This is a genomic window from Cypionkella sp. (genome assembly GCF_030652235.1).
GTDB lineage: Bacteria > Pseudomonadota > Alphaproteobacteria > Rhodobacterales > Rhodobacteraceae > Cypionkella.
Genome location: NZ_JAUSBA010000070.1, coordinates 45,598 through 71,410 on the forward strand (window position 1 = coordinate 45,598; position 25,813 = coordinate 71,410).

24 protein-coding genes are annotated in these 25,813 nt (G+C 60.9%); 5 read left to right on the forward strand and 19 right to left on the reverse strand.

Annotated elements, in window-relative coordinates:
- Positions 1–118: 118 nt before the first annotated feature.
- On the forward strand, positions 119–832 hold the full coding sequence (locus tag Q7V03_RS22155) for a sirohydrochlorin chelatase (RefSeq protein WP_304927751.1): 714 nt from the start codon (positions 119–121) through the stop codon (positions 830–832).
- A 125-nt stretch (positions 833–957) separates the two neighbouring features.
- On the opposite strand, the gene Q7V03_RS22160 is transcribed toward Q7V03_RS22155, so the two are convergent.
- The 7 genes from Q7V03_RS22160 to Q7V03_RS22190 all read right to left on the reverse strand — a co-directional run bounded on the left by Q7V03_RS22160 (position 958) and on the right by Q7V03_RS22190 (position 8,990).
- The gene (locus tag Q7V03_RS22160; RefSeq protein WP_304927752.1) at positions 958–2,352 is read right to left on the reverse strand and encodes a glutamine synthetase family protein; all 1,395 of its coding nucleotides are present in this window, start codon (positions 2,350–2,352) and stop codon (positions 958–960) included.
- A gap of 7 nt (positions 2,353–2,359) precedes the next feature.
- Positions 2,360–3,724 carry an aspartate aminotransferase family protein gene (locus Q7V03_RS22165; protein WP_304927753.1) on the reverse strand — a complete coding sequence of 455 codons (1,365 nt, stop codon included), beginning with the start codon at positions 3,722–3,724 and terminating at the stop codon, positions 2,360–2,362.
- 125 nt (positions 3,725–3,849) lie between these two features.
- Positions 3,850–5,418, reverse strand: coding sequence for a 5-guanidino-2-oxopentanoate decarboxylase (locus Q7V03_RS22170; protein WP_304927754.1), 1,569 nt, complete (start codon positions 5,416–5,418; stop codon positions 3,850–3,852).
- On the reverse strand, positions 5,415–6,602 hold the full coding sequence (locus Q7V03_RS22175; RefSeq protein ID WP_304927755.1) for a pyridoxal phosphate-dependent aminotransferase: 1,188 nt from the start codon (positions 6,600–6,602) through the stop codon (positions 5,415–5,417). Before Q7V03_RS22175 ends, Q7V03_RS22170 begins: the two co-directional genes overlap by 4 nt.
- Positions 6,599–7,243: a TetR/AcrR family transcriptional regulator gene (locus Q7V03_RS22180; RefSeq protein ID WP_304927756.1), complete on the reverse strand. Its 645-nt coding sequence runs from the start codon at positions 7,241–7,243 to the stop codon at positions 6,599–6,601. Before Q7V03_RS22180 ends, Q7V03_RS22175 begins: the two co-directional genes overlap by 4 nt.
- Before the next feature lie 188 nt (positions 7,244–7,431).
- Complete coding sequence (locus Q7V03_RS22185) at positions 7,432–8,340, reverse strand: cation diffusion facilitator family transporter (protein ID WP_304927757.1); 909 nt, start codon at positions 8,338–8,340, stop codon at positions 7,432–7,434.
- Between the two features lie 89 nt (positions 8,341–8,429).
- On the reverse strand, positions 8,430–8,990 hold the full coding sequence (locus tag Q7V03_RS22190; RefSeq protein ID WP_304927758.1) for an SH3 domain-containing protein: 561 nt from the start codon (positions 8,988–8,990) through the stop codon (positions 8,430–8,432).
- A gap of 98 nt (positions 8,991–9,088) precedes the next feature.
- Between Q7V03_RS22190 and Q7V03_RS22195 the strand changes: the two genes are divergently transcribed.
- The 3 genes from Q7V03_RS22195 to Q7V03_RS22205 all read left to right on the forward strand — a co-directional run bounded on the left by Q7V03_RS22195 (position 9,089) and on the right by Q7V03_RS22205 (position 11,161).
- Positions 9,089–10,075 carry a D-glycerate dehydrogenase gene (locus Q7V03_RS22195; RefSeq protein WP_304927759.1) on the forward strand — a complete coding sequence of 329 codons (987 nt, stop codon included), beginning with the start codon at positions 9,089–9,091 and terminating at the stop codon, positions 10,073–10,075.
- Between the two features lie 2 nt (positions 10,076–10,077).
- Positions 10,078–10,374, forward strand: coding sequence for a hypothetical protein (locus Q7V03_RS22200; protein WP_304927760.1), 297 nt, complete (start codon positions 10,078–10,080; stop codon positions 10,372–10,374).
- A 124-nt stretch (positions 10,375–10,498) separates the two neighbouring features.
- The gene (locus Q7V03_RS22205) at positions 10,499–11,161 is read left to right on the forward strand and encodes a TerC family protein (RefSeq protein ID WP_304927761.1); all 663 of its coding nucleotides are present in this window, start codon (positions 10,499–10,501) and stop codon (positions 11,159–11,161) included.
- Between the two features lie 144 nt (positions 11,162–11,305).
- Here the strand turns inward: Q7V03_RS22205 and Q7V03_RS22210 are convergent, their stop codons facing one another.
- The 5 genes from Q7V03_RS22210 to Q7V03_RS22230 form a co-directional block, all read right to left on the reverse strand.
- Positions 11,306–12,547 (reverse strand): FAD-binding oxidoreductase, encoded by a 1,242-nt coding sequence (locus Q7V03_RS22210; protein ID WP_304927762.1) that lies wholly within the window; start codon positions 12,545–12,547, stop codon positions 11,306–11,308.
- A gap of 64 nt (positions 12,548–12,611) precedes the next feature.
- Positions 12,612–13,772 (reverse strand): iron-containing alcohol dehydrogenase, encoded by a 1,161-nt coding sequence (locus Q7V03_RS22215; RefSeq protein ID WP_304927763.1) that lies wholly within the window; start codon positions 13,770–13,772, stop codon positions 12,612–12,614.
- 3 nt (positions 13,773–13,775) lie between these two features.
- A complete protein-coding gene (locus tag Q7V03_RS22220; RefSeq protein WP_304927764.1) occupies positions 13,776–15,155 on the reverse strand; it encodes an aldehyde dehydrogenase family protein in 1,380 nt (459 codons plus the stop codon).
- 68 nt (positions 15,156–15,223) lie between these two features.
- Positions 15,224–16,588 carry a glutamine synthetase family protein gene (locus Q7V03_RS22225; RefSeq protein ID WP_304927765.1) on the reverse strand — a complete coding sequence of 455 codons (1,365 nt, stop codon included), beginning with the start codon at positions 16,586–16,588 and terminating at the stop codon, positions 15,224–15,226.
- Positions 16,589–16,677: 89 nt separating this feature from the next.
- On the reverse strand, positions 16,678–17,496 hold the full coding sequence (locus tag Q7V03_RS22230) for an N-formylglutamate amidohydrolase (RefSeq protein WP_304927766.1): 819 nt from the start codon (positions 17,494–17,496) through the stop codon (positions 16,678–16,680).
- A gap of 145 nt (positions 17,497–17,641) precedes the next feature.
- Between Q7V03_RS22230 and Q7V03_RS22235 the strand changes: the two genes are divergently transcribed.
- Entirely contained in the window at positions 17,642–18,511 is an 870-nt protein-coding gene (locus Q7V03_RS22235) for a MurR/RpiR family transcriptional regulator (protein ID WP_304927767.1), read from the forward strand.
- A 10-nt stretch (positions 18,512–18,521) separates the two neighbouring features.
- On the opposite strand, the gene Q7V03_RS22240 is transcribed toward Q7V03_RS22235, so the two are convergent.
- The 7 genes from Q7V03_RS22240 to mreC form a co-directional block, all read right to left on the reverse strand.
- A complete protein-coding gene (locus Q7V03_RS22240) occupies positions 18,522–19,448 on the reverse strand; it encodes a DMT family transporter (protein WP_304927768.1) in 927 nt (308 codons plus the stop codon).
- 148 nt (positions 19,449–19,596) lie between these two features.
- Positions 19,597–20,529 carry a glyoxylate/hydroxypyruvate reductase A gene (locus Q7V03_RS22245; RefSeq protein WP_304927769.1) on the reverse strand — a complete coding sequence of 311 codons (933 nt, stop codon included), beginning with the start codon at positions 20,527–20,529 and terminating at the stop codon, positions 19,597–19,599.
- Positions 20,530–20,546: 17 nt separating this feature from the next.
- On the reverse strand, positions 20,547–21,170 hold the full coding sequence (locus Q7V03_RS22250; protein WP_304927770.1) for a DUF1345 domain-containing protein: 624 nt from the start codon (positions 21,168–21,170) through the stop codon (positions 20,547–20,549).
- Between the two features lie 4 nt (positions 21,171–21,174).
- A complete protein-coding gene (gene rodA, locus Q7V03_RS22255; RefSeq protein WP_304927771.1) occupies positions 21,175–22,314 on the reverse strand; it encodes a rod shape-determining protein RodA in 1,140 nt (379 codons plus the stop codon).
- A gap of 4 nt (positions 22,315–22,318) precedes the next feature.
- Positions 22,319–24,298 (reverse strand): penicillin-binding protein 2, encoded by a 1,980-nt coding sequence (gene mrdA, locus Q7V03_RS22260; protein ID WP_304927772.1) that lies wholly within the window; start codon positions 24,296–24,298, stop codon positions 22,319–22,321.
- Complete coding sequence (locus Q7V03_RS22265; RefSeq protein ID WP_304927773.1) at positions 24,295–24,885, reverse strand: rod shape-determining protein MreD; 591 nt, start codon at positions 24,883–24,885, stop codon at positions 24,295–24,297. Before Q7V03_RS22265 ends, mrdA begins: the two co-directional genes overlap by 4 nt.
- The gene (mreC, locus tag Q7V03_RS22270) at positions 24,878–25,807 is read right to left on the reverse strand and encodes a rod shape-determining protein MreC (protein WP_304927774.1); all 930 of its coding nucleotides are present in this window, start codon (positions 25,805–25,807) and stop codon (positions 24,878–24,880) included. Before mreC ends, Q7V03_RS22265 begins: the two co-directional genes overlap by 8 nt.
- Positions 25,808–25,813: the final 6 nt, after the last annotated feature.

Below are 25,813 nucleotides of genomic sequence, written 5' to 3' on the forward strand. Positions count from 1 at the left end.
ACTCTTTGAAATCATATAAACCATCGCCTTGTCCACGCGTGGACACAAGGCCCGCCACAGCAAAACCCTTGCCGCGCGCCCGCCTTGCTCTAGATTGCGAAATAACAAAGGAACCCCGATGCCCCCCGTCCTGATCACAGCCCACGGCCAACCTTCCAACCCCGCCCTCGCTGCGGCAGAACTGGCCGATCTGGCAGCCAAAGTGGCGCAATTCCTACCCGGCCAAATCGTCGCCTCGGCCACCCTCGCCGAACCCGAAGCCCTCAGCGAAGCCATTGCCAAACTCGGGCCCGGCGGCCTGCTGTTCCCCCTGTTCATGGCTGGCGGCTGGTTCACCCGCACCCACCTTCCCGCCCGCCTGACCGCCGCAGGGGCACAAGACTGGCAGGTGCTAGAGCCGCTGGGCTGCCTCACCGCCCTGCACGACCTCGTCGTAAAGGTGGCACGCGAAGCCCAGCAAACCCGCCAAGGCCCGATCCTGCTGGCGGCGCACGGCTCGTCCAAAACCTCGGTCCCGTCTGACATCGCCACCCATGTCGCGGCCAAGATCCACGCAGAACTTGGCTGCAAGGTTCATGTCGCCTTCATCGACCAGCCCCCCCAACTGAAAGACCTCCCCCCGCTCGGAGATCAATCCATCTGTCTGCCGTTCTTCGCAGCCTCGGGCGGCCATGTCACCACCGATATCCCCGCCTCCCTGACGCAATCAGGTTTCAGCGGAACCCTGCTGCCCGCTCTCGGCCTGCGCCCGGAAATCCCAGCCCTGATCGCCGAAGCCATCCGGGTGGCAAGTCCGGTTTGTGTGCAGGAGTGTCGGTATAAGCGCGGCTAACGCCACTCTCTTTGCAGAACAAAGCAGCCTCCGGCGGGGATATTTGAGCACAGAGGATGACCCTGCCGCCAATGATTTCATCTTGGCCTAAATACTCCCGCCGGAGGCAGCCGACCTCTCAGCCCTCAAACCGTATGCAGATAAAGATCGAAATCCACCTCTGACACCGTCCGCATCACCCGCGCGTATTCTGCCGATTTGATCGCGGTGAAGGTGCGGTGCATATCCTCGCCCAAGGCATCTTTCAGGAACGATGAAGCCTTAGCCGCCTCAATCGCTGATCGCCAATCGACCGGAATTGGTGGGGCGTCTGACGCATCGGTATAGCCGTTGCCGGTGGTTTCCGGCCCCGGATTTATCCGGTTGGTCATGCCATGCCGCACGCCAGCCAGCACGGTGGCCGCCACCAGATAGGCGTTGGCATCCACACCTGCCGGGCGATGTTCAATGCGGCGGGCGCGGATATCGCCTGCGGGGATGCGCAGCGCGACCGAGCGGTTGTTCACGCCCCAAGTCGGCGACACCGGAGCGTAAGAGTTGGAGGCAAAGCGGCGCCAAGAATTGGCGTGCGGCGCGAACACCAGCATCGACTCGGCCATTGTGGCGCGCAGGCCACCAATCGCGTGTAGGACCGCGTCGTTATACTTGCCCTCGACTGCCTCGATGAAGATGTTCTTGCCCTGATCATTCAGCATCGAGACGTGGAAATGCATGCCCGATCCGGCGTAATTCTCATTCGGTTTCGCCATGAAACAGGCGGTCACACCATGCTGACGGGCATGGTAGCGCACCATCCGTTTTAACCGCAAAAGATCATCCGCCGCCTGCATTACGTCTTCGCGGTAGTGCAACGTCAGCTCGTACTGCCCCGGCGCAAATTCGGAAATCAGCGTTTCCGCCTTGATCCCGGCCTTCGCAGCATCGGCGTATACATCGTTGAACAAAGGCAACATACCGTGCAGCTGATCCACCGAATACACGTCAGTCTTAGAGTTGCGCCGCCCGTCCAAAACATCGCGGGCGGGCACCATTTTACCATCAGGGCCGCGTTCATTGGCCAGCAGGAAGAATTCCAACTCGAACGCGCCTGCGGGGTGCAGACCTTCGGTGGCCAACGCATCGACTTGGCGTTGCATGGCATGGCGCGGGTCCGATGACATCGGCGTGCCGTCAAGGTTATAGACGCACATCAACACTTCGCCGCGCGGTGGTTTGGTGGCGTGGATCGGGCGCAACGTACCCGGAATCGGCCAAGCCCGCCGATCCCCGTCGCCCTGATCCCAGATCAACCCGGTTTCATGCACATCCTCGCCACAGATATCGAGGCCAAGGATCGAAATTGGCAAATGCCGCCCAGATTTGAACATGCCCAAAAGTTCATGCCGCCGGATGATCTTGCCGCGACCAATGCCATTGGCATCGTGCAGCACGATGTCAAACGCCTCAATTTCGGGGTGGGCATCAAGGAAGGCTTCGGCTTCGGCGAGGGTGGAGCCGGAGGGGCTGTGCGTATCGGTCATGGCTATCTCAAAATAGGTCGGAAAGGGTTTCGTCAAAGGCGGCGATCAGGCGATCGACCTGACGTTTCTTGGTGGCGGGGCTGATCAGCATCATATTGTGGAACGGCGCGATCAGGCAGCCGCGATTGAGCAATGCCACATGCAGCGCGGATTCGACGCTCGGCTGATGCGCCAACGCAGCCTCGGTGCCATTGTGCAACGGACCGGGGGCGCAGATGAACTCCACCCGCGCGCCAACCCGCACCACATGCCACGGCGCTTTGTGCTGGGCGATGGACTTGCCAAGACCCTGCGCCAGGCGATGCGCGAGGCTTTCCATATGGGCATAGTTTTTCGCCGTCATCACGTCCGAAAGCGTGGCTTTCAGACAGGCGAACTGCATCGGATTGGCCGAAAGCGTGGTGCCCATACCGGAATGTCCCGGCGGGCGGGCGGCGTTGACGGCCTCATAACGGGCAGCGGTTTCCGGGGTAAGGCCCCAGACGGCGGTGGGCATACCGCCCGCCACGCATTTGCCGACGACAAACATATCGGGCGTCAGGCCGTGCACGCCCGTAAATCCGCCCAAACCGCTGGAAATCGTATGAGTCTCGTCGATCATCAGTAACGCGCCGTATTTCAGGGACAGCGCGCGCAGGCCAGCATGAAAACCGGGATCGGGTAACACCATGCACGAATTGGTCATCACCGGCTCGGTCAGGATGGCGGCGACATCGCCCTTGGCGAGCGCCGCCTCAACCGCGCTTAGGTCGTTGAATTCGCAAGCAACCGCACCAAGGGTGAGGTCGGCCACTTGCCCCATCAGCCCTTCGCGGTTCTGCGTGATACCGTTGGAAAGCTCGACCATCGTGTCATCGACAGTGCCGTGATAGCAGCCGTTGAACACCAGAATTTTCGCGCGGCCCGTGATGGCGCGGGCGACGCGAATTGCGAAACGGTTGGCATCTGTGGCGGTGGTGGCGATCTGCCAGCGGAAATCGCCGAAACGTTCGGTCAATAGGCGGCCGGCGTCCAAAGCGTCCTCGGAGGGCAGCATATAGGTCAGCCCGCGCGCGGCTTGGCGGCGGATGGCTTTGGCGACGGGGGCAGGCGAATGGCCGAACATGCTGCCGGTGTCGCCCAGACAGAAATCGTCGATCTCATAGCCGTCAATATCGGTGATCCGTGCAGCCTTGGCCTTGGTGATCAGTGGCAGATGCGGCATCGGCCAGTCTTTCATCCAATGCAGCGGCACGCCGTCAAGGAACACATCCGCGCCGTGATCCAGTGCTGCCCGCGCTTTTGGGCGGCCCTGCGCAAAGCGTTTGGCTTCGCGGGCGCGCAGCTTTTCCAGACGGTCTGGGTGAATTCCGGCGATCAGAGACTGGGACATCAGGGAACCTTTCAGGACTTATCGCTTTATGCCAAATAATTTGATCAAAAGAAAGGGGCGCAACAGCTGCGCCCCGAAATCGGAATTTGCGCGAATTCCGTCTACGATTTTCGCGCGAAAATCGGCTACCTTGCCACCCGCACCTCGATCATGCGTGGGCCGTCGTGCGGCTGGATCAGCGCCGCGTGCAGCGCCTCGGGGTCCAGCGCCACGCTCGCAAACGGCAGATCGCAGGCCGCCGCAAACGGTTCCATGTTGAGGGGTGAGGGCGAACACCCGATCACCTCGGTATTTGCTCCGCGCATCGCATCGGCGATCTCGCCGAAGGCCGCGTTGTTCCACACGACATAGGTGATCGGCAGCTGTTCATCCACCGCCGTGCGCAACTCGCCGGGGCTGAACTGCAAACCGCCATCGCCGATCAGGCAGATCACTTCCGCCCCCGGTGCCGCCAAAGCCGCTCCTACGGCAGCGCCCGGCCCATAACCCAAAGCGCCGAATCCCGTGGCCGCGTTGAAGAAGCCCCCCGCGCGATCGTGATCATAATACAGGTTCGCGGCATAGATGGCTTGGGTGCTGTCGCCGACGATCAGTGCGCCCGGCATGGCGCTGCGGATGGTTTCCACCATTTCCAGCCGCCCCGGCATCAGTACATCTAGCTCGCCAAGCTCAGCGCGCGCCGCCACCCGAGTCCTCTGCGCCCGCGCCGCGCCATCCGTCTTCTTCTGCGACACCAGAGGCGACAGCGCCGCCATCACCGCCCCGGCATCGCCATGCAGTGCAACGCCCGCCTTGTGCCGCTCCAACTGCTTGGCACAAATATCCACCCGGATCATCCCCGACAGATCGGGAAAGCCGCCGCGCACATACATGTCGTAATCGGTCGGGCCAAATTCAGTGCCAATCGCCAACACCTGATCCGCCTGCGCAATCAACGCGCGCGGCGCATCCAAGCTGGGCGAGGCCGGCACCACCAACCGATGGCCATACATCATGCCGCGCGCATTCACCGTCTGCACAACCGGAGCGTCCAGCTTCTCAGCTAAGGCCTGCAACGCGGCTTCTTGCCCGCGCGCCCCACCGCCTGCCAAGATCACCACTGACTGCGCCGCGTTCAACTTCGCCACCGCCACCGAAACATCCGGCACCGCTGCCACGGGTAACGCGGCAGGCGCGGGCAATTCCGCACAGTCCAATGGCATCACGTCGGTCGGCACTTCGATATGCACAGGCCCCGGTCGCCCGGTTGCCATCGTGGCAAAGGCCCAGTCCAAAACCTCACCGACCTCAGACGCATCCCTGATCTGCCGCGTCGGGCACAAGGGCCGCACCATCGCCGCCTGATCCGGCAGCTCATGCAGCAAGCCCAAGCCCAAGCCCAACGAATCGCGGCGGTTCACGCCCGAGATCACCAACATCGGCACCGAATCCGCCGCCGCTTGCCCCATCGCGGTCAAAGCGTTCAAAATCCCCGGCCCGGTGATCACCAAGGCCACCCCCGGCTTGCCGGACACCCGCGCATAGCCATCGGCCATAAAGGCGCAGCCCTGCTCGTGCCGCGCCGTAACATGCCGAACTGGCGACCCCGACAGCCCGCGATACATCTCGACGGTATGCACGCCGGGGATGCCAAAAATCACCTCAACCCCGCGCGCAGCCAGACCTTCAACCAAACGCTCACCAACCGTTTTCATGCCGCCAGTCCTTGCTTCAGCGCCGCATAGCGTGCGATCCGCTTGCACGCCTCGATCACCAAAGCATCGTCTTGCGTCAGACTGATCCTGATCCAGCCCGTCAGCGCCGCGCCAAAGCTTTCACCGGGCATCACGGCGACACCTTCATCGGCGAGCAGCCCCAAAGCAAAACACTCACCACTTAGGCCCGTGGCATTGACATCCACCACGGTGAACATTCCGGCATCGGGCTTATGCACCTGCAAGCCATTCACTCCGTTCAGTTTTTCATAAATCAACGCGGCACGGCGCGCGAAGCGCTCTGCCATCCCGCGCGCGACCTCTGAGGGCCCCGAGACTGCCATAGCGGTCATATCGGCGATGAACGGTTGGTTGCCGAACAGCATGGTTTCCGCCAGCGGCAACAACCGCGCCGAAAACTCTTCTGGCCCGACGCACCACCCCGAGCGGAACCCCGGTGCTGCATGGGATTTCGAGATCGAGGCCGCCACCACCACCCGATCTGCCAGATCTGCATTGTCCAACGGCGAGGCAAACACCCCACCCGCAAACACCAATTCCTCATAAACCTCGTCGCTCAACATCCACAGATCATGTTGTTTCGCCAAAGCGCCCAAGGCTACAATATCATCCGCCGTCAGAATAGCCCCGGTCGGATTATGCGGCGTGTTCAGGAAAATCATCCGAGTGCGCGGCGTGATCCGGGCGGCCACATCCGCCGCCTGCATCCGAAACCCGTGCTCGGCGCGCAATGGCACTGGCACCGCGACCGCGCCCGTGGAGGCAATCAAACCCTCGTAAGTCGCATACAAAGGATCACCAACCAGAACCTCGTCGCCCGGCCCAGTTAAGGTCAACAGCACGGCATAAAGCGAGGTTTGTGTGCCGGGCAGGCAGGCGATCTGCTCAGTGGAGATGGCGCGGCCGGTGCGCTTGGAATAGCGCGCGGCCAATGCCGCAAGCAAAGCAGGCTCGCCCCGGCCGTCGGAATAGCCCAGACGCCCGGCATCCATCGACCGCTGTGCCTCGGCAATCAACGCAGGTGGAGTGGCCACATCCGGCTCGCCAATCGTCAACTGAATAACGGGTTTGCCGGCAGCTTGCATGGCTTTGGCGCGGGCGTGAACTTCCCATTTCGCTCCGCCCAGATGGGCAAGACGTTCGGTAATGGCGGCATATTTCATGGCAAGGTCCGATCTGGCTGATAAGCCGCAACAAGGTCAATGTTCAGAATGGCACCGACCGAGGTCAGGGCGATGGCGGGGATTTCGCCAAGGCTGAAAGCTTCGGGCAGGATCGAGCCTTCCAGCCACAGCCCGTCAATCACCCCATTGCAGGCGATAGCATCGCTGCGCAGTTGTGCGTCGCTGACAGAGCGGGGCAGGGCGGCAATCAGCCCCTGCAACATGTTGCGAAACGCCAGATAGTTCGCGGTGTGAATGTCGCGCATCGCAGCATCGCAGCGCACATCATGCACAAACGCCGCCCAAAGCCCTACCGCCACTGGGTCCGCCACCGGAGAGCTGACCGAGGCCACCACGAAATTCGCCAGCCGCGCCATGGCGTCATCTGGCCCGCCCAGCAGCACCGCCGCCGAATCCGAGGTCATCCGTTCCATCAGCCGATGATAGGCGGCGCGGGTGAGGTCTTCTTTCGAGGTGAAATAATGCCGGATCAACCCCGGCGTCACGCCCGCACGATCCGCAATCGCCCGCACGGTTGCCGCATGAAGCCCGCCTTGCGCAACCAGATCAAGCGCCGCCGCGATCAAATCCTCGCGGCGACGTTCTTCACTTTCCCGGCGGTAGGGGCGGCGGTCTGCCATCGTGAGCCATTCTTGTTATACGAGCGTGTAATTCGAGGTTAATATGAGGCGGAGTTGCAGGTGTTGCAAGTCTTACGGAAAATTTTGCTGGTTTATGCGCAAAACGCCAATGCTGCGTACAGTCACTTGTTTAGCGCAAATTACCTTGACCACAAAGCGGTGAAATCTAAGGTGGCTGAGGCTTTGCGCTAATGGTTCTGGCGCTTGGAGGCTGCGGTGACATCTGCCACATCCTTGTGGATGATCACATCCGTCTGCGGATAGGCCTGCAAAATCGCGCGCCGTAGGGCTGCGCCAATCGCATGGGCGTCGCGCAAAGACTGTTCGCCATCCAACTCGATATGCAGGTTGACGAAGACTTTGCTGCCCGCCATCCGGGTTTTCAGATCGTGAAAGCCGCGCACCCCCGGCCATGCCGCGGCCATCGCCGCAATTCCCGTGACAAGGGCCTCGTCTGCGGTGCGGTCCATCAGCGCATCGAACGCGCCCTTGCCGATCCGCAGTGCCCCCACCGCCATAATTGCCGCCGCCGTCAGCGCCACCACCGAATCGATACTGCCCAGCCCAAAGCTTTTCGACGCCCACAGCGAGATGATCGCCCCCATGTTCGGCAGCAGATCGCCCATGTAATGCAAACGATCTGCCGCCACCACGCGGCTGCCTGTGCGCTTGGCCACCCGGCCCTGCCACCACACCAAGACCACCGTCAGCGCCACCGAGACGCCCATCACCAGCATGCCCTCGCTTTCGCCAACCAGATGCGGCTGGGTTGGCCCCAAAAGTCGCGCCACCGCCGCCCAAGTGATCACCCCCGCCGAGATCAGCACGAAAAACGCCTGCCCCAAAGCCGCCAGATCCTCGGCTGAACTATGGCCAAACGCATGGTCCTCGTCCGCAGGCTTTGCGGCATAGATCAGCGCCGCCATCGCGCCCAAAGACACCATCAGATCCATCGCGCTGTCCGCCAGCGAAGCCGCCACCGACAACGACCCCGTCGTGCCATAGGCCCAAAGCTTCAGCCCTACCATCACCCCGGCAATCGCCACCGAAGCAAGGCCCGCCGACAGATTCAACTTCATGCTGGCGGATGTGTTCATCTTACGCTCCTCAAACCCGGACCCGCGCCATACCCAAGCCGCCGCCGCTGTGCAAGCGTGCTGCGCCAGCAAGGCCGACCCGCAGGGCGCTAGTTTAAAGTCTCAGCAGGATCGACACCCCAAAGGGCGGTTTTCAAGATCCAGCCCTTCTCGCCGCCCGCATTCACCCGGCACCAATCTGTATTACATTCCAAAAGCTTGCCGATCACACCCAGTTCGGCCTGAAACAACACCCGCGCCTGAGCATCCGGGCTGTCGCGAAACTCGGCCATATCTTGCGTCACCAGAACCGAGCGCGACCCCGACAACAGGTTGAACATCATCCAGCCGCCCATGCCCTGATAATCCTCGACCCGCCGCCAGCGGTCATATTCCGCTGTGATCCGCAAAGGCATGCCCGATGTGGTGAACACCCAGTCGATGCGGTTCGTCATCCCCGGCCCGCGCCGCACATTGCCCTCGCGCCCCTTCAGGCTGACATAGCGCGGCAGCGGCAGGTTGGTCACCGGGCCTTTATTGGGATCGCGCGGGATTTTATCATCTGGTGCAGGCGCCACGGGCAGTTCTTCCTGTGCCTGCGCCCGACCAACCCCCAGACTTTCGCCCAGCAAAGCCGCCGCCATCCCTGCCAAAAACTGTTTCCTGTTCATCCCGCCGCGCCCCAATTACAGACGGGGGCTTGTGCCTTGCCCCGCTTCCCGCCACTTTGCCAAACAATACGCTGATTTGGAAGTGCAGGGAGGCCTTCATGCCCGCAACACGCTTAAACGTTGTCGTGACGCGACGTTTGCCGCAAGCCGTCGAGACCAGGATGAAGGAATTGTTCGATGTCGAACTGCGCGACCCCGACATCAGTATGAGCCGCGAAGACCTCGCAGCCGCGATGCGGCGCTGCGATGTGCTGGTGCCAACGATCACCGATCAGATTGACGCGGGCCTGATCGCGCAAGCGGGCGACAAGCTGAAACTGATCGCCAATTATGGCTCGGGTGTCGATCATATTGACGTCGCCACCGCCCGCCAACGCGGGATTTTGGTCAGCAACACCCCCGGCACCGTCACCGATGACACCGCCGATATGACGCTGGCGCTGATGCTGTCGGTCACCCGCCGTATCCCCGAAGGTCTGGCCGAAATGCAGGCCGGAAAATGGCAAGGCTGGTCGCCGATGGCGCATCTGGGCGGTCGGATGGGCGGTCGCCGCCTTGGCATCCTTGGCATGGGCCGCATTGGCCAAGCCGTGGCACGCCGCGCCCGCGCGTTCGGGATGCAGGTGCATTACCACAACCGCAAACGCGTGCGCCCCGAAGTAGAGGCCGATCTGGAAGCCACCTATTGGGAAAGCCTTGATCAGATGATCGCTCGGATGGACATCATTTCTGTCAACTGCCCGCACACCCCCTCGACCTTCCACCTACTGAACGCCCGCCGCCTGAAGCTGCTGAAGCCGACGGCGGTGATCATCAACACCTCACGCGGCGAAGTGATCGACGAGAACGCCCTCGCCCGCGGCTTGAAAGCCGGCGAGATTGGCGGCGCGGGCCTTGATGTCTACGAACACGGCACCGAGATCAACCCGACCCTGCGCAGCCTGCCCAATGTCGTCCTATTGCCGCATATGGGGTCGGCGACGGTCGAGGGCCGGATCGAGATGGGCGAAAAGGTCATCATCAACATTAAAACCTTCGCCGACGGCCACCGCCCGCCGGATCAGGTTGTGCCGGGGATGTTATGATCATGCTGCGCCTTGCAACTCTGCTGACGCTTGCCGCCAGCCCCGCGCTTGCCATGCTGTCGCCGTTTTATGACAGCGCCGAAAAAATCACCACGATCCTGCAAGACGCGGCGGTTGCAGACGCGCTGCGTCAGGCACCCATCGGTGCGATCAGCAATACGGGCAGTTTCCCCGATGGGGCCGATGAATGGACGGTGCGCACGCAAGAGTGCGATCTTGTGCTCAAGTTGATCGCCAAGCCGCCCGGTATGGCGGGCAAAGCCACCTATAGCGTCGAAATCAGCACACCTTGCCCCTGAGGTGGTGGTTGCAAAGCGGCTTTTGGGCTGAACCAATGGCATTGGCTCTGAAAGTTGGGTTGAAATACACCCGCTCAGCCCTTACCTAACCCGCAAGTACAACAAAACGCAAACCGGGACGGACATGGAAATATTCACTTATCCGGGCTTTATCGCCCTGCTTCAGGTTATGGGGATTGACCTTGTCCTCGCGGGTGACAATGCCATAGTGATTGGTCTTGCCGCGGCGGGTCTGCCGAAAGATCAGCGCAACAAGGCCATTCTGGTTGGTATCATTGCCGCCACCGTGATGCGGATCGGCTTTGCGTTGATCACCACGCATCTGTTGGCCATCGTCGGTCTGTTGCTGGCGGGCGGTATCCTGCTGCTTTGGGTGTGCTGGAAGATGTGGCGCGAGCTGCAACAGGGTCATGGCAGTGACAACATTGCCGAGGAATCGCTGACTGATCGCGATCTGAATGCCGATGGCACCGTTGCAGGGGGCGCGCCGCGCAAGACCTTTGCGCAGGCCGCGTTGCAGATCGTTGTTGCCGATATCTCGATGAGCCTTGATAACGTGCTGGCCGTGGCGGGTGCCGCGCGCGATCATCCGACCGTGCTGGTGATTGGCCTTGTGATGTCGATTGCGCTGATGGGCCTTGCTGCCACCTTCATCGCCCGGCTGCTGAACAAGCACCGCTGGATCGCCTATGTTGGTCTTGCGATCATCGTTTATGTCGCCTTGAAGATGATGTGGGAAGGCTGGCACGAGGTGCAGCCTTTCGTGATGGCCTATCTCGGCACATAAGCGCCCGTGTAGGATGCACAAAGCCGCCCGTTTCGGGCGGCTTTGTGTTGAGAAAATGCGGTGAAGTGTTAAGAATTCCTTAAATCGAGTTTGTAACTTATTGATATTTCAGATTCTGAAGTCGGTCCCGAGTTGGGACCACCCTCAAAACCGCCCCGGCAGATATGGCGTCAAGTCCAATTCCGGCTCCCGCCCGCCTATCAAAGCCGCCACCAACCGCGCCGTGATCGGGGCCAAAGTCAGCCCGATATGCCCGTGCCCATACGCATGGATCACCTCCGCCCCCGCCCGAGAAGGCCCGATCACCGGCACCGAATCCGGCATCGAAGGCCGAAACCCCATCCACTCCCGATCTGGCAGGCCCAGATCAGGAAAGATCGCCCGCGCCCCCTCGACCAGCTTTTTGATCCGGTGTGGTGACGCAGGCGCCGTCAGCCCCCCCAACTCCACCGTTCCCGCCACCCGCAGTCGACCCGTCATCGGACACAAATAAAACCCGCGTGCCGTTGGACAGACTGGCCGGCTCAGGCGGGGTGAGGCCATATCCCACTCTACATGATAGCCCCGCTCAGTCTCCAGCGGCACCTTATCCCCCGCCTGCAGTGCTAACCCTTTCGAGTGTGCCCCCGCCGCAATGATCACCTTTCGCGCCCGCAACCGTAGGTCTGGCCCCTCCACCACAATCCCATCAAACTGTCGCGATATTGTCCGGGCCTCAGCCTGCACAAACCCGGCATGTTTGAAAACATGCGAGGCAAGGGTCTGCACCATCAGTCCCGGATCGGACAGAAACACCGCCTTGGGAAAGAACGCAGCCCCGCCCTCCACCACAGGCAACCCCGGCTCCATCCCCGCTAAGACATCTGGCGAAATCAACTCTACCGTAATCCCGTGCGTGCGCCGAAATGCCATATCCGCCTTGGCGGCGCTAAAAGCGCCGGCTGTTTCGTAAAGATACAAACACCCCTTGTGCTGCATGATCGCAGCCCCGCCGATACGCTCGGCAAGTGCCAGCCAGCTCGGGCAAGCATCCGCCACCAAGGCCGCAATCGCCGCGGCATTGCGCCGGGTCGGGCCGGGCAATGATTGCCGCGCAAACCGTGCCAGCCACGGCATCAGAGAGGGCAGGGCGGCGCGACGGATCGCGAGTGGGGAGTCTTTGTTCAGCAGCAAGGACGGCAGGTTCCGCAGCACATCTGGGCTTCCGACCGGCATAACCGCGTAATCGGCGATGGTGCCCGCATTGCCATAGCTGGCCCCCATGCCGGGCTGGTCGGGATCGACCAGCACCACCTCGCGCCCTTCCGACGTCAAAGCTTCGGCAATCACAAGGCCAACGACCCCCGCCCCAAGGATCGCGATATCGGTGGTGACGTGTTGGGTCATGCTGGATCCGTAGGTAAAGGCGGCGGTTCTTGCGGTTTACCGGCCGAAACCGCCGCTTTTCAAGTTACATGCAGGCCTCAAACAACGCGCGGGTGTTCTCGGCCGTCATCGCCACCGGATTGCCACCGCAAGACGGATCTTCCAGCGCCATTTCGGTCAGCATGTCGAGATCGGGGTTGGTGACACCCAGCGCCGTCAGGTTTTCCGGGATGTTCAGCGTTTTGCGCAGATCCATCACAGCGGCCCGGAAGCCATCAAAGCCGCCTTTGATGCCAAGGTAAGCTGCGGCGGCGTTGATCCGCTCCTCAATAGCATGGCGGTTCATATCCAGCACCATCGGCATCACCACGGCGTTGGTGGTGCCGTGATGGGTCCCGTAGACCGCGCCAATCGGGTGACTAAGCGAATGGATCGCCCCCAGCCCCTTCTGAAATGCCGTAGCCCCCATTGCCGCCGCCGACATCATATGCGCGCGGGCGTCCAGATCGTTCGGGTTGGCATAGACTTTGGGCAGGTTCTCAAACACCAACCGCATGCCCTCCAAGGCAATGCCTTGGCTCATCGGGTGGTAGAACGGGCTCGAATACGCCTCAAGGCAATGTGCCAGCGCGTCCATGCCAGTGCCTGCGGTGATGAATTTCGGCATCCCCACTGTCAGCGCGGGGTCACAGATCACCACCACGGGCAGCAGTTTCGGGTGGAAGATGATCTTTTTCTTATGCGTGACCGAGTTGGTCAGAACCCCGGCGCGACCGACTTCCGACCCCGTGCCAGCGGTGGTTGGCACCGCGATGATCGGCGCGATTTTTGACGCATCGGCGCGGGTGAACCAGTCGTCGATGTCTTCCAAGTCCCACACGCTGAGGTCTTTGCGCTGATGCGCCATCAGGGCGATCATCTTGCCAAGGTCAAGTGCCGAGCCGCCGCCAAAGCAGATCACGCCGTCATGGCCGCCCGCGAGGTAGGCCGCGATACCGTCGGCCATATTGGTCTCGTTGGGGTTCGGATCGACCTCGGAAAATACTGCTGTGCCAAGGCCATGTGCCTTCAGGATCGCCACCGCTTCGGCGGTGATCGGCAGGGAGGCCAAGGCCTTGTCGGTGACAAACAGCGGCTTTTTCACGCCCGCCGCCGCGCAATGCTCGGCCAGTTCGCTGATGCGACCGACGCCAAATTTGATCGCGGTGGGGTAGGACCAATTCCGGTTGGGAACGTTGTGGGTCATGGCTTAGACTTTCTTCAGATGGTAGGATTTCGGGCGGGTGACGGAGAGGAAACCCAAGTAGGACAGGCTGCCGCCGCGTCCGGTATCTTTGCAACCGGTCCAGCATAGGGCGGGGTCAAGGTAGTCGGCGCGGTTCATGAAGATGGTGCCGGTTTCGATCTGCGCGCCGAGGGCGGCGGCGGTGTCGTAATCTGCCGTCCAGATGCTGGCGGTCAGACCATAGGGGCTGTCGTTCATCAGTTTCAGCGCTTCGGCATCGTCCTTCACCTTCATAATGCCGACGACCGGGCCGAAGCTTTCCTCCATCATCACCCGCATGGAATGATCTACGTTCACCAGCACTTGGGGTGCAAGATAGGCGCCGCCGTCATCTGCCGGAAACAGCGCGGGGTCGATCAGGGCTTTGGCACCAGCGGCGACAGCCTCGGCAATCTGACTGCGCACCACGGCGGCGAAACGTTTGTTTGCCATCGGGCCGAGGGTGCTGTCGGCCTCAAACGGGTTGCCGAGTTTCAGCGTTTTCACCCAAGCGACGGCCTTTTCGACAAAGGCATCGTAGAGCGATTCATGCACATAAATCCGCTCGATGCCGCAGCAGCACTGGCCCGCGTTGAACATCGCGCCATCCATCAGCGTGTCGACGGCCGCTTCTAGATTGGCATCGGCGCGCACATAGCCGGGGTCTTTGCCGCCTAGTTCAAGACCCAAGGGTGTAAAGGTGCCTGCTGCGGCGCGCTCAATCGCCTGACCGCCGCCGACCGATCCGGTGAAGTTGACGAAATTGAAGGCGCGGTTGGCGATCAGGTGCTCGGTGGTGGCGTGGTCCAGCACGACATTCTGGAACACGTCCGCAGGGATACCAGCGGCGTGGAAGGCTTCGGCCAGACGTTCGCCCACCAGCATGGTTTGGGAGGCGTGTTTCAGAACGACGGTGTTTCCGGCGATCAAAGCGGGGACGAGGGTGTTGATCGTGGTGAGGTAGGGATAGTTCCAAGGGGCGACGATAAACACCACTCCCAACGCTTCGCGCGCGATATAGCGGCGGAATTTGTCGCTGTCTTCAACTGTTTGCGGCGCGAGGGTGGAGACCGCAATCTCGGACATATACTCGGTGCGGGCGTTCACGCCGCCGAATTCTCCGCCAAAACGGGTGGGGCGGCCCATTTGCCACGCCAGTTCCGCGACAATTTTCGGGGCATTGGCGTTCAGATTGGCGACGGCAGCTTTGACCAAAGCGATACGCTCGGCCAAGGGGCGGGCAGCCCAGCCCTTTTGTGCGGCGCGGGCACGGGCTGCGGCGGCTGTCGCGGTGTCGAGCGTCAGCGGCGTGCGCTCGGCATAGACCGAGCCGTCCACCGGGGAGATCAGTTGGATGGGTTTCATAGCTTACCTCGTAGGGTGGGGTTATACCCCACCGTTCATGCGATGGGTGGGGTATACCCCAACCCTACTTACGCCCGCTCTAGCAGGCGCTGGATTTCAAAATCGGTCACGACGCGGTCGGTCTCCGAAATCTCCCACTGGGCTGCGTGGTGGTAATGGTCCACCACGTCATCGCCAAACGCCTTGCGGTACATCGCTGAGCCGTGCAGCAAATCGGCGGCTTCGCGCAGGTTATGCGGGATTTCGCGCACATCGCCTGCGGCGTACATATCTCCCTGCATTTCGGGTTCCAACGCCAACTTCTGCTCGATGCCGTCAAGGCCAGCGGCCAAAAGAGCGGCGCAGGTGAGGTAGGGGTTCACGTCGCTGCCGGGGATGCGGCATTCCACCCGGATCGCTTTGGTATGCGCGCCACAAACCCGGAAACCTGCGGTGCGGTTGTCGGCAGACCAGACGGCTTTGGTCGGGGCAAACATGCCAATGGTGAAGCGTTTGTAGCTGTTGACGTAGGGGGCGAGGAATACCGTCATTTCCCGCGCATAGGCCAACTGCCCGGCAATGTAGTGCTTCATCAGCTGGCTCATGCCGTGCTTATCTTTTTTGTCATAGAAGGCAGGCTTGCCGTCCTGCGTCCACAAGGATTGGTGGCAATGCGACGACGATCCGGCCTTGCGGTGATCATACTTCGCCATGAAAGTCACAGACTTGCCCTTGGACCAAGCGATTTCCTTGATGCCATGCTTGACGATGGTGTGGTTGTCGGCGGTGTCCAAGGCGTCGGAGTATTTGTAGTTCACCTCCTCTTGCCCCGCATCCGCTTCACCCTTGGAGTTCTCAATGGTGATGCCTGCGCCATAGAGGCCATTGCGCACGGCGCGCATCACGTCTTCTTCCTTGGTGGTCTGGAAGATATGGTAGTCTTCGTTATAGGCGCTGACGGGCTTCAACCCGGTAAAGTTGCTGTCACGCAGGGATTCGTAGCTGTTTTCAAACAGGTAGAATTCCAACTCGGTCGCCATCATCGCATCAAAACCCATGGCGCGGGCGCGTTCGACCTGACGCTTCAGGATGTTGCGCGGCGCATGCGGCACGGGCTGGTGGTGGTGATCCAAAGTATCGCCCAGCACCATTGCGGTGCCTTCCAGCCACGGCACCCGGCGCAGGGTGCTCATGTCGGTTTTCAGGATGTAATCGCCATAACCTGTTTGCCAGTTCGACGATTTATAGCCCTGAACCGTAGTCATCTCCATATCGACGGCGAGGAGGTAGTTGCAGCAATGCGTTTCTTCCCAGCCGCCATCGACGAAGAATTGCGCATGAAAGCGCTTGCCCATCAGGCGGCCCTGCATGTCGATGCCAGCCACCAGAACGGTGTCAATTTCGCCAGCCTTTACGGCGGCTTTCAGATCGGAAAGGGTCATATTACCGGGCATATCCGGGATCTCCAGTGATGTTTCCCCCATCTGCTGTGGGGTCATTTGCATTAAGGGCCAAAGACCCGCCGAGAAGCCTTAGCCGAGCGTCAACTGGCCTTCGCCTGCCGCTGGATTTCCACTAGACCCAAGTTCAATACAGCCGCCAACTGATCCGCCATCACCTCGGCGGCCTCTGGCGTTGCAATCAGATCATTGCGAATTTCCAGCATCGCATTGGGCAAGGCGTAAGGCGTCGCCTGCACGCGCAAAGTATGCGTCACATCATCAGCCGCTGAATAGGGCGCGTTCAACTCGGCCTGCAACCCGGTCAACTTGTGCGCTGCATTGAGGATAGCCATTGCCAAATGCGGGTCTGCATCATGGATCACGCCAAATTCCACCCGGCGGGGCATGCCGTGAAAGACCGGGGTGAAGGAGTGGATTGTCACCACCACGGGCCGCAACCCCAAAGCAATCCGCTTGGCGATCAGCTCATGCAGACCCGTGGCCCATGGCAGATAGACGGCTTCGGTGCGCGCAAAGCGCTCACTGGCCGAGATCGTGGCGTTGCCGGGAATGTCGTGGATTTCCGAGCGGGCAGGCATCGCCCCCGGCATATCTGGCGCGCGGTTGCAGTCATAGACAAGGCGGCTGACCGGGGCGTGGATCAGCACCGCATCCAAGCGCTGCGCGAGTCCGCGCGAAACCGCCAATGCCCCGGAGTCCCAGGCGATATGTGCCATGCGCTGCGCTGGCGTCAGCCCCAGATCGCCCCATGCAGGCGGAATATAGTTGCAGGCATGTTCGCAGACCAGAATGATCCGGCCTGCGGCTTCGACATTCTCGATCACTGGCAAAAACGCCTGTGCCAGCGGCGCGAGCGCTTTGGGGGTCGCGGGCGTTTTGAGCTTGGTTGCACCTCGCATGGTGTCGAGTCATCCCCTAGATTTGCCCAAGGCTCACCTTTTGCCGCAGTTCTGTCAAGAATGTTTCTTTCGGGGCGGCGCTGATACAATCTTTTCCAAATGCTGCAATCTGCGCTAGGCTGACGGCATTGCGGAGGGGGATGCGATGGACGCCAGACTGCCACTTGACGAGCAACTGCGCGCGGCTTTGCCTGACCTGACGCGGGCCGAGCGGCAACTCGCCACCCATGTGCTGTCGCATTATCCGGTGGCGGCTTTGGGCTCGATCACCATTCTGGCAAAAGCCGCCTCGGTGTCGACCCCGACCGTGGTGCGGCTGGCGCAAAAACTGGGCTACAAGGGCTATCCCGATTTTCAGGCGGCGCTGAGAGGCGAGGTCGAAGCGATGCTGATCTCGCCCCTCGCCAAGCATGATCGCTGGGCGGGTGGCGTGCCCGACACGCACATTTTGAACCGCTTCGCCGATGCGGTGATGACCAATCTGCAAGCCACTTTGGGCCAGATCGACCATGCCGAATTCGATGCCGCTGCGAAACTGCTGGCCGACCCCGCACGGCATGTATTCGCGATGGGCGGGCGGATCACCCATTCGATGGCGGATTATTTCACCTCGCTGATGACGATTGTGCGGCCACAGGTGACGCTGTTGTCAGACAGTTCTTCGACTTGGCAGCCTGCGCTACTGGATATGCGGCCAAGCGATGTGCTGTTGGTGTTCGACATCCGCCGCTATGAAAACGCCGTGCTGCAAGTGACGGAGATGGCTAAGGAACGTGGTGCCGAGATCGTGCTGATTACCGATCGCTGGATTTCGCCAGCCTCGGCCCATGCGCGGCACACGCTTGCCTGTCATATCGAAGCGCCCTCGGCTTGGGACAGCAATGTGTCGCTGATGGTGCTGGTAGAAACCCTGCTCGCGGCGGTGCAGGACTTGACATGGGATGTCACCGAAGGCCGAATGAAGCGGCTGGAGGAGCTTTACGCCCGCACAAGGTTCTTCCGCCGTCATCGCTGAATCGCTTAGGTCATCCTCTGTGCTCAAATACCCTCGAGGTGAGGCGTGACTGGCCGAGGGGGCGAGCCCCCTGCACCCGGCTCACCCGCCCGCCGTAAGCGTTCAGAAGCACCGCAGCCAACAACACCGCTCCGCCGATCAGGGTGCCGCGAGACACCGTCTCGTCAAGCAACAGCCACACCCAAAGCGGGGCCAGCAGCACTTCGACCAGCGACAGCAATGTCGCCTGAGCGGCAGGCACCACCCGGCTGCCAATGGTGTAAAGCAACATCCCCCCGGTCAGCGTCACCGCCCCCATCAGCGCCGAGATGGTAATCTCAGGCAGTGGGATCAGCACGGCTTTACCCAGGATTGCCAATGCTATCGCCCCGGCGACCATTGAGAAAACCCCTCCCAAAGCCACCGCAGGCAGCATGTTCGCAAGTCTGCCCCAGCGCAATGTCACGGTGAAGATCGCAAACCCAAGCGCCGAGGCCAAGGCGGCAATATTGCCGTCGATCGCCCCCCCTGCAAGGCCGCCCCCGACCATCACTAGAATGCCGAAAGCGGCGAGAACAATGGCAAACCATGTCAGGGGGTTCACGCCTTCGCCCAGCAACAACCGCCCCAAAATCGCAGCACAGAACGGCGATGCGGCAAACAGCAGCACGGCGTTGGCGACTGAGGTGGCTTGGAACGCATAGATCGCGCCCGAGAAGGCCATCACCAGCCCAAGGCCGCCCATCACCCCGGCCCAGCCAACCGAGCGGATTTCAGCAATGATGCTGCCGCGTGCGGCAAGCCCGATCCACAGCGCCAGCATCGGCAACATTCCCGCCGAGCGCCAGAACAGGATTGCCCAAGACCCGGTATCCGGGATCAGCCGGATAATCAGGCCTTGGGTTGACCACAGCACCCCGGCGAGGATGATCAGAATTGCACCGCTCAGATAAGACATTGCCACCCCCGTTTGAGGCACGCTGAGCGAGGCTGAGGCGCAGGTCTGGCCCAATCGCGACCTTTGCCGCACTGATCCCACCGAAACCACAGCCGGAACCGATTTCCGCTCGGAAATCGTGTACGGAATTCGCGCGAATTCCGCTTTGTCAGTAGCCGCGCGTGCGATCTACCAGATGCAACAGGGGCTCGCCTGCCTCAGAGCGGCGGATGTTTTCCACCAGCACTTTCGCCGCTCCAGTCGCTCGCGTATCGGCGGCGATATGCGGGGTGACGGTGACGCGCGCGTGGCTCCAGAACCGATGATTTTCGGGCAAAGGCTCGATGCGGAATACATCCAGCGTGGCGTGACCGATTTGGCCTGTGTCCAGTGCCGCCAGCAAGGCCGCATCGTCGATCAGCGGCCCGCGTCCGGGGTTCAGGATAAACGCGCCGGGCTTTAGCCAAGACAGGCGTTCCGCGTTCAGGATATTCTCGGTTTCGGGGGTTTTCGGCAGCAATGTCACAACGATATCCGCGCCGCGCAAGGTATCCTCTAGCCCTGCCTCACCGTGAAAGCCTTGGATGCCTTCGGTGACCTTCTCGGTGCGGCTCCATCCCACCACGTTGAAATTCAACGCAGCCAAAGCTTGTGCACAGGCGGTGCCCAAAGCCCCCATGCCTAGCATCGCCACCTTGCGCTCACGGGCCAAGGGCGGGCATGTCGCGTCCCAAATATGGCCGGGGTTGACGATATGGCGATCCATTCCGAGATGATGGCGTAGGACGTGACCTGTCACCCATTCCACCATGCCCTCGGTCAGGCCGTTATCGACCATCCGGCACAAAGGTTGCGTCAGCGTGGCGTTGCCAACGATGCGCTCAACCCCGGCCCAGAGGCTGAGCACCGCCTTGCAGCGGGTAAACGGGGTGAAATTCTGCAACGTCGCGGAAGGCGCGTAGATGATGTAATCCACCGCCACAGGGTCCGGCGCTTCGGTCACCACTTGGGCGTCGATCCCTGCATTTTCCAGCAACAGCGGCAGCAAATCCCGATATTCCCCCCAAACGGCGGGGGCAGAAAAAAATACGGTGAGGGTCATTGCAGGCTCCTGTGAATTCAACCGGCACTGGTCACGGCGGCATTCACCGCCAGTGCCAGAATGATAGTGTTATAAAAGAACGAACCGACCGAATGCAGCAGCACCACCTTGCGCATCTTCGCTGAGGCGGTAGTAACATCGCTGACTTGCGCAGTCATACCGATGACGAAGGCAAAATACAGGAAATCCCAAGGGCCCGGCTTTTCCGTGCCGGGGAATTCAAGCCCTGCGGGCATTTTGGCCTTACGGGGTTGATAGAACAGAAAGGCATAGTGAAACCCCGCCAGCACATGCACCGCAGCCCAGCCCAGCGGCACCGAGCCCAAAGCCATTAGCCGCGCAGGCGTGCTGTCACTTGGCGCGCTGAGCACCAGAATGATTGAAGTCAGGCTGATCGCGCCTGCGGCCAGTGCCAGCAGCAGGATAGCGACAACGCCCGCGTCATTCTGTTCGGCATGGGTGCGCAATTCGTCCGAGGATGTGGTCGTGGCGAATTGCAGCATCAGCCCCAGATAGCTGACGAAAAACGCGTTGGCTGCAGCCAGCACGCGCAACTCGAACGGCAGCGACGTCAGTTGCACCAGCAGGGCGACGACTGCGCCGATCACAAAGGCCAGCACAAAGCGAATGTGACGTTTCATTGTTCTACCGCGGCCTATGCACGATGGCGCTTTGCACCAGCCCAAACGCCAGCAAAATCACCAAAGTCGCTGAACCGCCATACGACAACAGCGGCAACGGCACGCCGACCACTGGGGCCATGCCCATCACCATTGCAAGATTGACCGCGAGGTAGAGGAAAAAGTTCATCGCCACACCAATGATCAACAACTGGCTGAAGCGGTCCTTATTCTGGATTGCCGCGATGATGCAAAACACCAAAACCAGCGTGTAGAGAGCCAGCAAGGAAATCGCGCCGATGAAGCCAAATTCCTCACCCAAAGTGGTGAAGATGAAGTCGGTGTGCTTTTCTGGCAGGAAGTTCAAGCGGCTCTGCGTGCCCTGCATGAAACCTTTGCCCGCCCAACCGCCCGATCCCAAAGCAATCTTGGCTTGGATTATATTATAGCCGGTGCCCAAAGGGTCTGCCGAAGGATCCAGAAACGTGTGGATGCGTTTGTATTGGTAATCATGCAGCACCTGCCACGGCGTGCCTTCCGACATGATCACCGCCGCAAGACCGCCGCCGCCCAGAGCCGCCACTGCACCGAAATACCACAGCGACACGCCTGCGGCGAACATAACTCCGGCCCCGCCCAAGACCAGCATCATCGAGGTGCCAAGATTAGGTTGTTTCAACACGAAATAGGTTGGCAGCAGAATAAGCACCACCGGGATTACCACCCATAGCGGGCGCGAAACCTTCTTGTCATCGAGCCAGTCGTAATATGCCGCCAAGAGCATCACCAGGGTCACCTTCATCAATTCCGAAGGCTGCAAACGTATGAAGCCGAGATCAATCCAGCGCTGCGCGCCCATGCCAACGGTGCCAAAGAAATGCACCAGCAGCAGCAGCAGCATCGCAACCAGATAAGATACGCCGGACATGCTGCGCCAGAACCAGATCGGGATGAAGGCGACGAAGAACAACAACCCCAGACCCATGCCAAAACGCTTGATTTGCGGCAAAGCCCAAGTGTCCATTTCTCCGCCTGCGATGGAATACAGCATCAGCCAGCCGATAGCGGCGATGGCGGTCAGCACAAGGATCAGCGCCCAGTTGATGTAGAACACCTTTGCGATGCCACTTGGGGCCAGTTTCAGGCGATACTCCAGAAAGCTCATCGCGCTACACCTTTGAGGCCGCAGGCTGGCTGCCATCAGGCAGCCGCAGGCGCAAATCGTTCATCCGGCTCTCAATCGTGCCGCGCTGATCGGCAGGATAGGCGGTCAGCGGCGGGATACCTCCGGTCAGGGCGCGCAACAAAGCATCGCGCGCAATTGGCCCGGCCACGGCAGAGCCGCCGCCGCCGTGTTCCACGACCACCGACACCGCATAGCGCGGCGCATTGGCTGGAGCAAAGCCGACAAACAGCGCATGGTCGCGCAAGCGCCATGGCAAGGCTTCGTTCTTCGTGGCCCCGTCGCGCTTTTCGGCATCGGAAAAGTTGCGCACCTGTGCGGTGCCAGATTTGCCGCACATCTGCATGGTCTCATCGGCAATCCGAGAACCCCGACCAGTGCCATGCGGGCCGTTCATCACCTCGAACATGCCCATCTGCACAGCACGCAATTTTGATCCGTCGAGATTTAGCCCCTCAACCTTGGCAATGGGCACCTCAATGTCGTTGACCGAATGGATGATGCGGGGAGCAACCTGCTTGCCCGCTGCGATCCGCGACGCCATCACCGCGAGTTGCAAGGGCGTGGCCAGCACATAACCCTGACCGATCGAGGCGTTGATGGTGTCGCCGATCACCCAAGCCTGACCGTAGCGCTCCTGCTTCCAGGCCTTGTTAGGCATCACACCTTCCGAAATTGCCGACATCGGCAACTCATGGCGCACACCCATGCCAAGCTTGTGGCCAGTCTCGGCCATCTTATCTATGCCAACCCTTTGACTAATATCATAAAAAAATACATCGCAGCTTTCCGCCAGTCCGCGCTTTAGATCAACCGATCCATGCCCGCCACGCTTCCAGCAGTTGAACCGGATGCCGCCCATTTCGATATAGCCGGGGCAGCGCACCGTGGTGTTTTCATCAATCACCCCGGCCTCAAGCGCCGCCAATGCGGTCACCATCTTGAAGGTTGACCCCGGCGGATAGGCTCCCTGCACGACCTTATTCGCCAACGGGCGGTGGTCATGTTCGGTCAAAGCCGCATAATCGGCGTTGGAAATCCCGCGGACGAACAGGTTTGGATCGAACGACGGCGAGGACACCGCCGCGATGATGTCGCCGTTGTTGACGTCCATCACCACGCAGGCGGCACTTTCCTCGCCCAAGCGGGCCTGCACGAAATTCTGCACATCGGCGTCGATGGTCAGCCGCAGGTCTTTGCCTTTTAGACCTTCCTCGCGGTCCAACTCACGCATCACGCGACCGAGTGCGTTGACCTCTATGCGTTTGGTGCCGGCAGAACCACGCAAAGTGTCTTCCATCCATCGTTCCACGCCGATCTTGCCGATCTGAAAACGCGGGATCATCAGCAGTGGATCGACGTGATCCGCGCCCTCTCTTTCCTTCACCTCGGTCAGGTCTTTTTCCGAAACTGGACCGACATAGCCGGCGATATGCGCGAAATCGAAATCGCGCGGATAGACGCGGCTAAGGCCGACCTCGGGCGAGACACCCGGCAGGGCGGGGGCGTTGACGGCGATTTTGCTGAAATCGGCCCAGCTGAGCCGCTCGGCCACGGTGATCGGCACGAAGGCCGAGTTGACGCGCGGGTTCAGCTCTTTCATGGTGTCAGCCAAATCCTCAGCCGTCATCGGGATGATATGGCTTAGGCGGTTGAGCACATCTTCGACCTCGGCATCGGTTTTGCCGGCGTTTTCGCGGGTGATCACCACCCGATAATTCTGCTCATTGCCCGCGATCAGCTTGCCGTTGCGGTCTTGGATTAGGCCCCGTGCGGGCGGGATCAACCGGATGTTGATACGGTTTTCTTCCGCCAGCAGGCGAAATTGATCTGCCTGCTCGACCCCCAGAAACCGCATCCGCGCGCCCAATGCGGCCACCATCGCCGCCATACAGCCGCCCATGAACAAGGCCCGCCGTGTGACAGAGCGCGAGGTGGCTTCGGTATCGCGGGGGGCGCGTCTCACATCCGTCTCCCATAAGCATCAACTTCGCCCATCGCAGGCTTGTGCAGATCCAGCACATAGCGCGACAGGAACACCACCACAGGATAGCACAGCACGGACCACACCACTTGGATCATCGCAAAACCAAAGCCGGTTTGCGGCAGCATCACCATCGCAAAGGTCAAGCGGTACACCAGCAGCATCGCCACCATTAGGCCCGAGACCAAAAGCCACTCCACCCCGAAGTTCAATTCACGAGTCAGTGCGACCCGCCCCCGCACAAACTCTGACGCCAGCAGGACCAGCGCGGTCCACAGGCCGGGGGGGCGATCCAGCAGCATATCCTCCAGCAAAACCACTGCGGCGATCAGCAGGGCAGGCAGGTAGTCTGGGCGGCGCATCGTCCAGGCAAAGATGATGCAGAGCAGCAAATCCGGCCCCGGCGTGCGGTTCAGCCAGACGGTGAAACGGCACCAGCCTGCCGTTTCCACGCAATCTGATATCATCGCCATCGGCAAGGGCAGCAATCGCCAGAACAACAGCAGTAGTGCTATAGCCACGAACAAAGCGCGGTGCAGCCAAACCTCACGCGCGGCGGGATCAACCATTGCTGGCCCCCGTCTCGGACGCAGGCTCTGGCGTGGTTGGCGGCTTTGGTGGCCCTTGTACCGGAGGGGATGTCACCAAAGCACCCGGATCGGTGATTGGCGTCAACGCGTGGCTGCGCAACACGCGGAGGAATTCGAGGCGCTGGTAGTCCGCCGACAAAGCCACCCGCAGCCGTTTATCCGTGCCCAGCACCACCGATCCCACCAGCAGCCCCGCCGGAAACATCCCGCCATCGCCCGAGGTCACCACCCGGTCGCCGGGGCGGACCTCATCGGGATCTTCCAGAAAATCCAACGGTGGCAGGTCAGAGTTGTCGCCCGACAGCAGCGCCTTTTGCCCCGAAGGCTGCACCGTCACCGGCACCCGGCTGTTGCTGTCGGTCAGCAAGATCACCCGGCTGATCTGTTGACCGACGCCCGAGATGCGCCCCACCAGACCGATGCCGTCCATCGTCGCCCAGCCATCTTTGATGCCATCGCGCGCACCCACATTCAGCAAAACCGACTGCCGGAATGGACTGCCGCTGTCTGCCAGCACCACCCCGGTCACATGGGTCAGCATCGGGTCCAGCCGGACATGATTCAAATCCAGCAGCCGGGCATTCTTCTGCTCCAGCTGCAAAGCGGCTTCTTTCCACGCCTTCATCTGGCGCAATTCCTCGCGCAGTTGTTGGTTCTGCTCGTAGAGGCGAGAGTAGGATTGGTAATTGTCCAACACCCCCGCCGTCCAAGTGACCGGAGCCGCTGCCCACTGAAAGCTTGGCACAAAGCGGTCGACCAAAGCCGCGCGGAAGCGTTCCACCCTTGGGCTGTCGATGCGCCACAAAAAGAACAGCGCCAACATCAACAGAACCAACAATCCCACCAACACCCGACGCAGCGGGCGGTGGAATTCTTCTGGATCAATGCGGTTTCTTGCCATGACTGG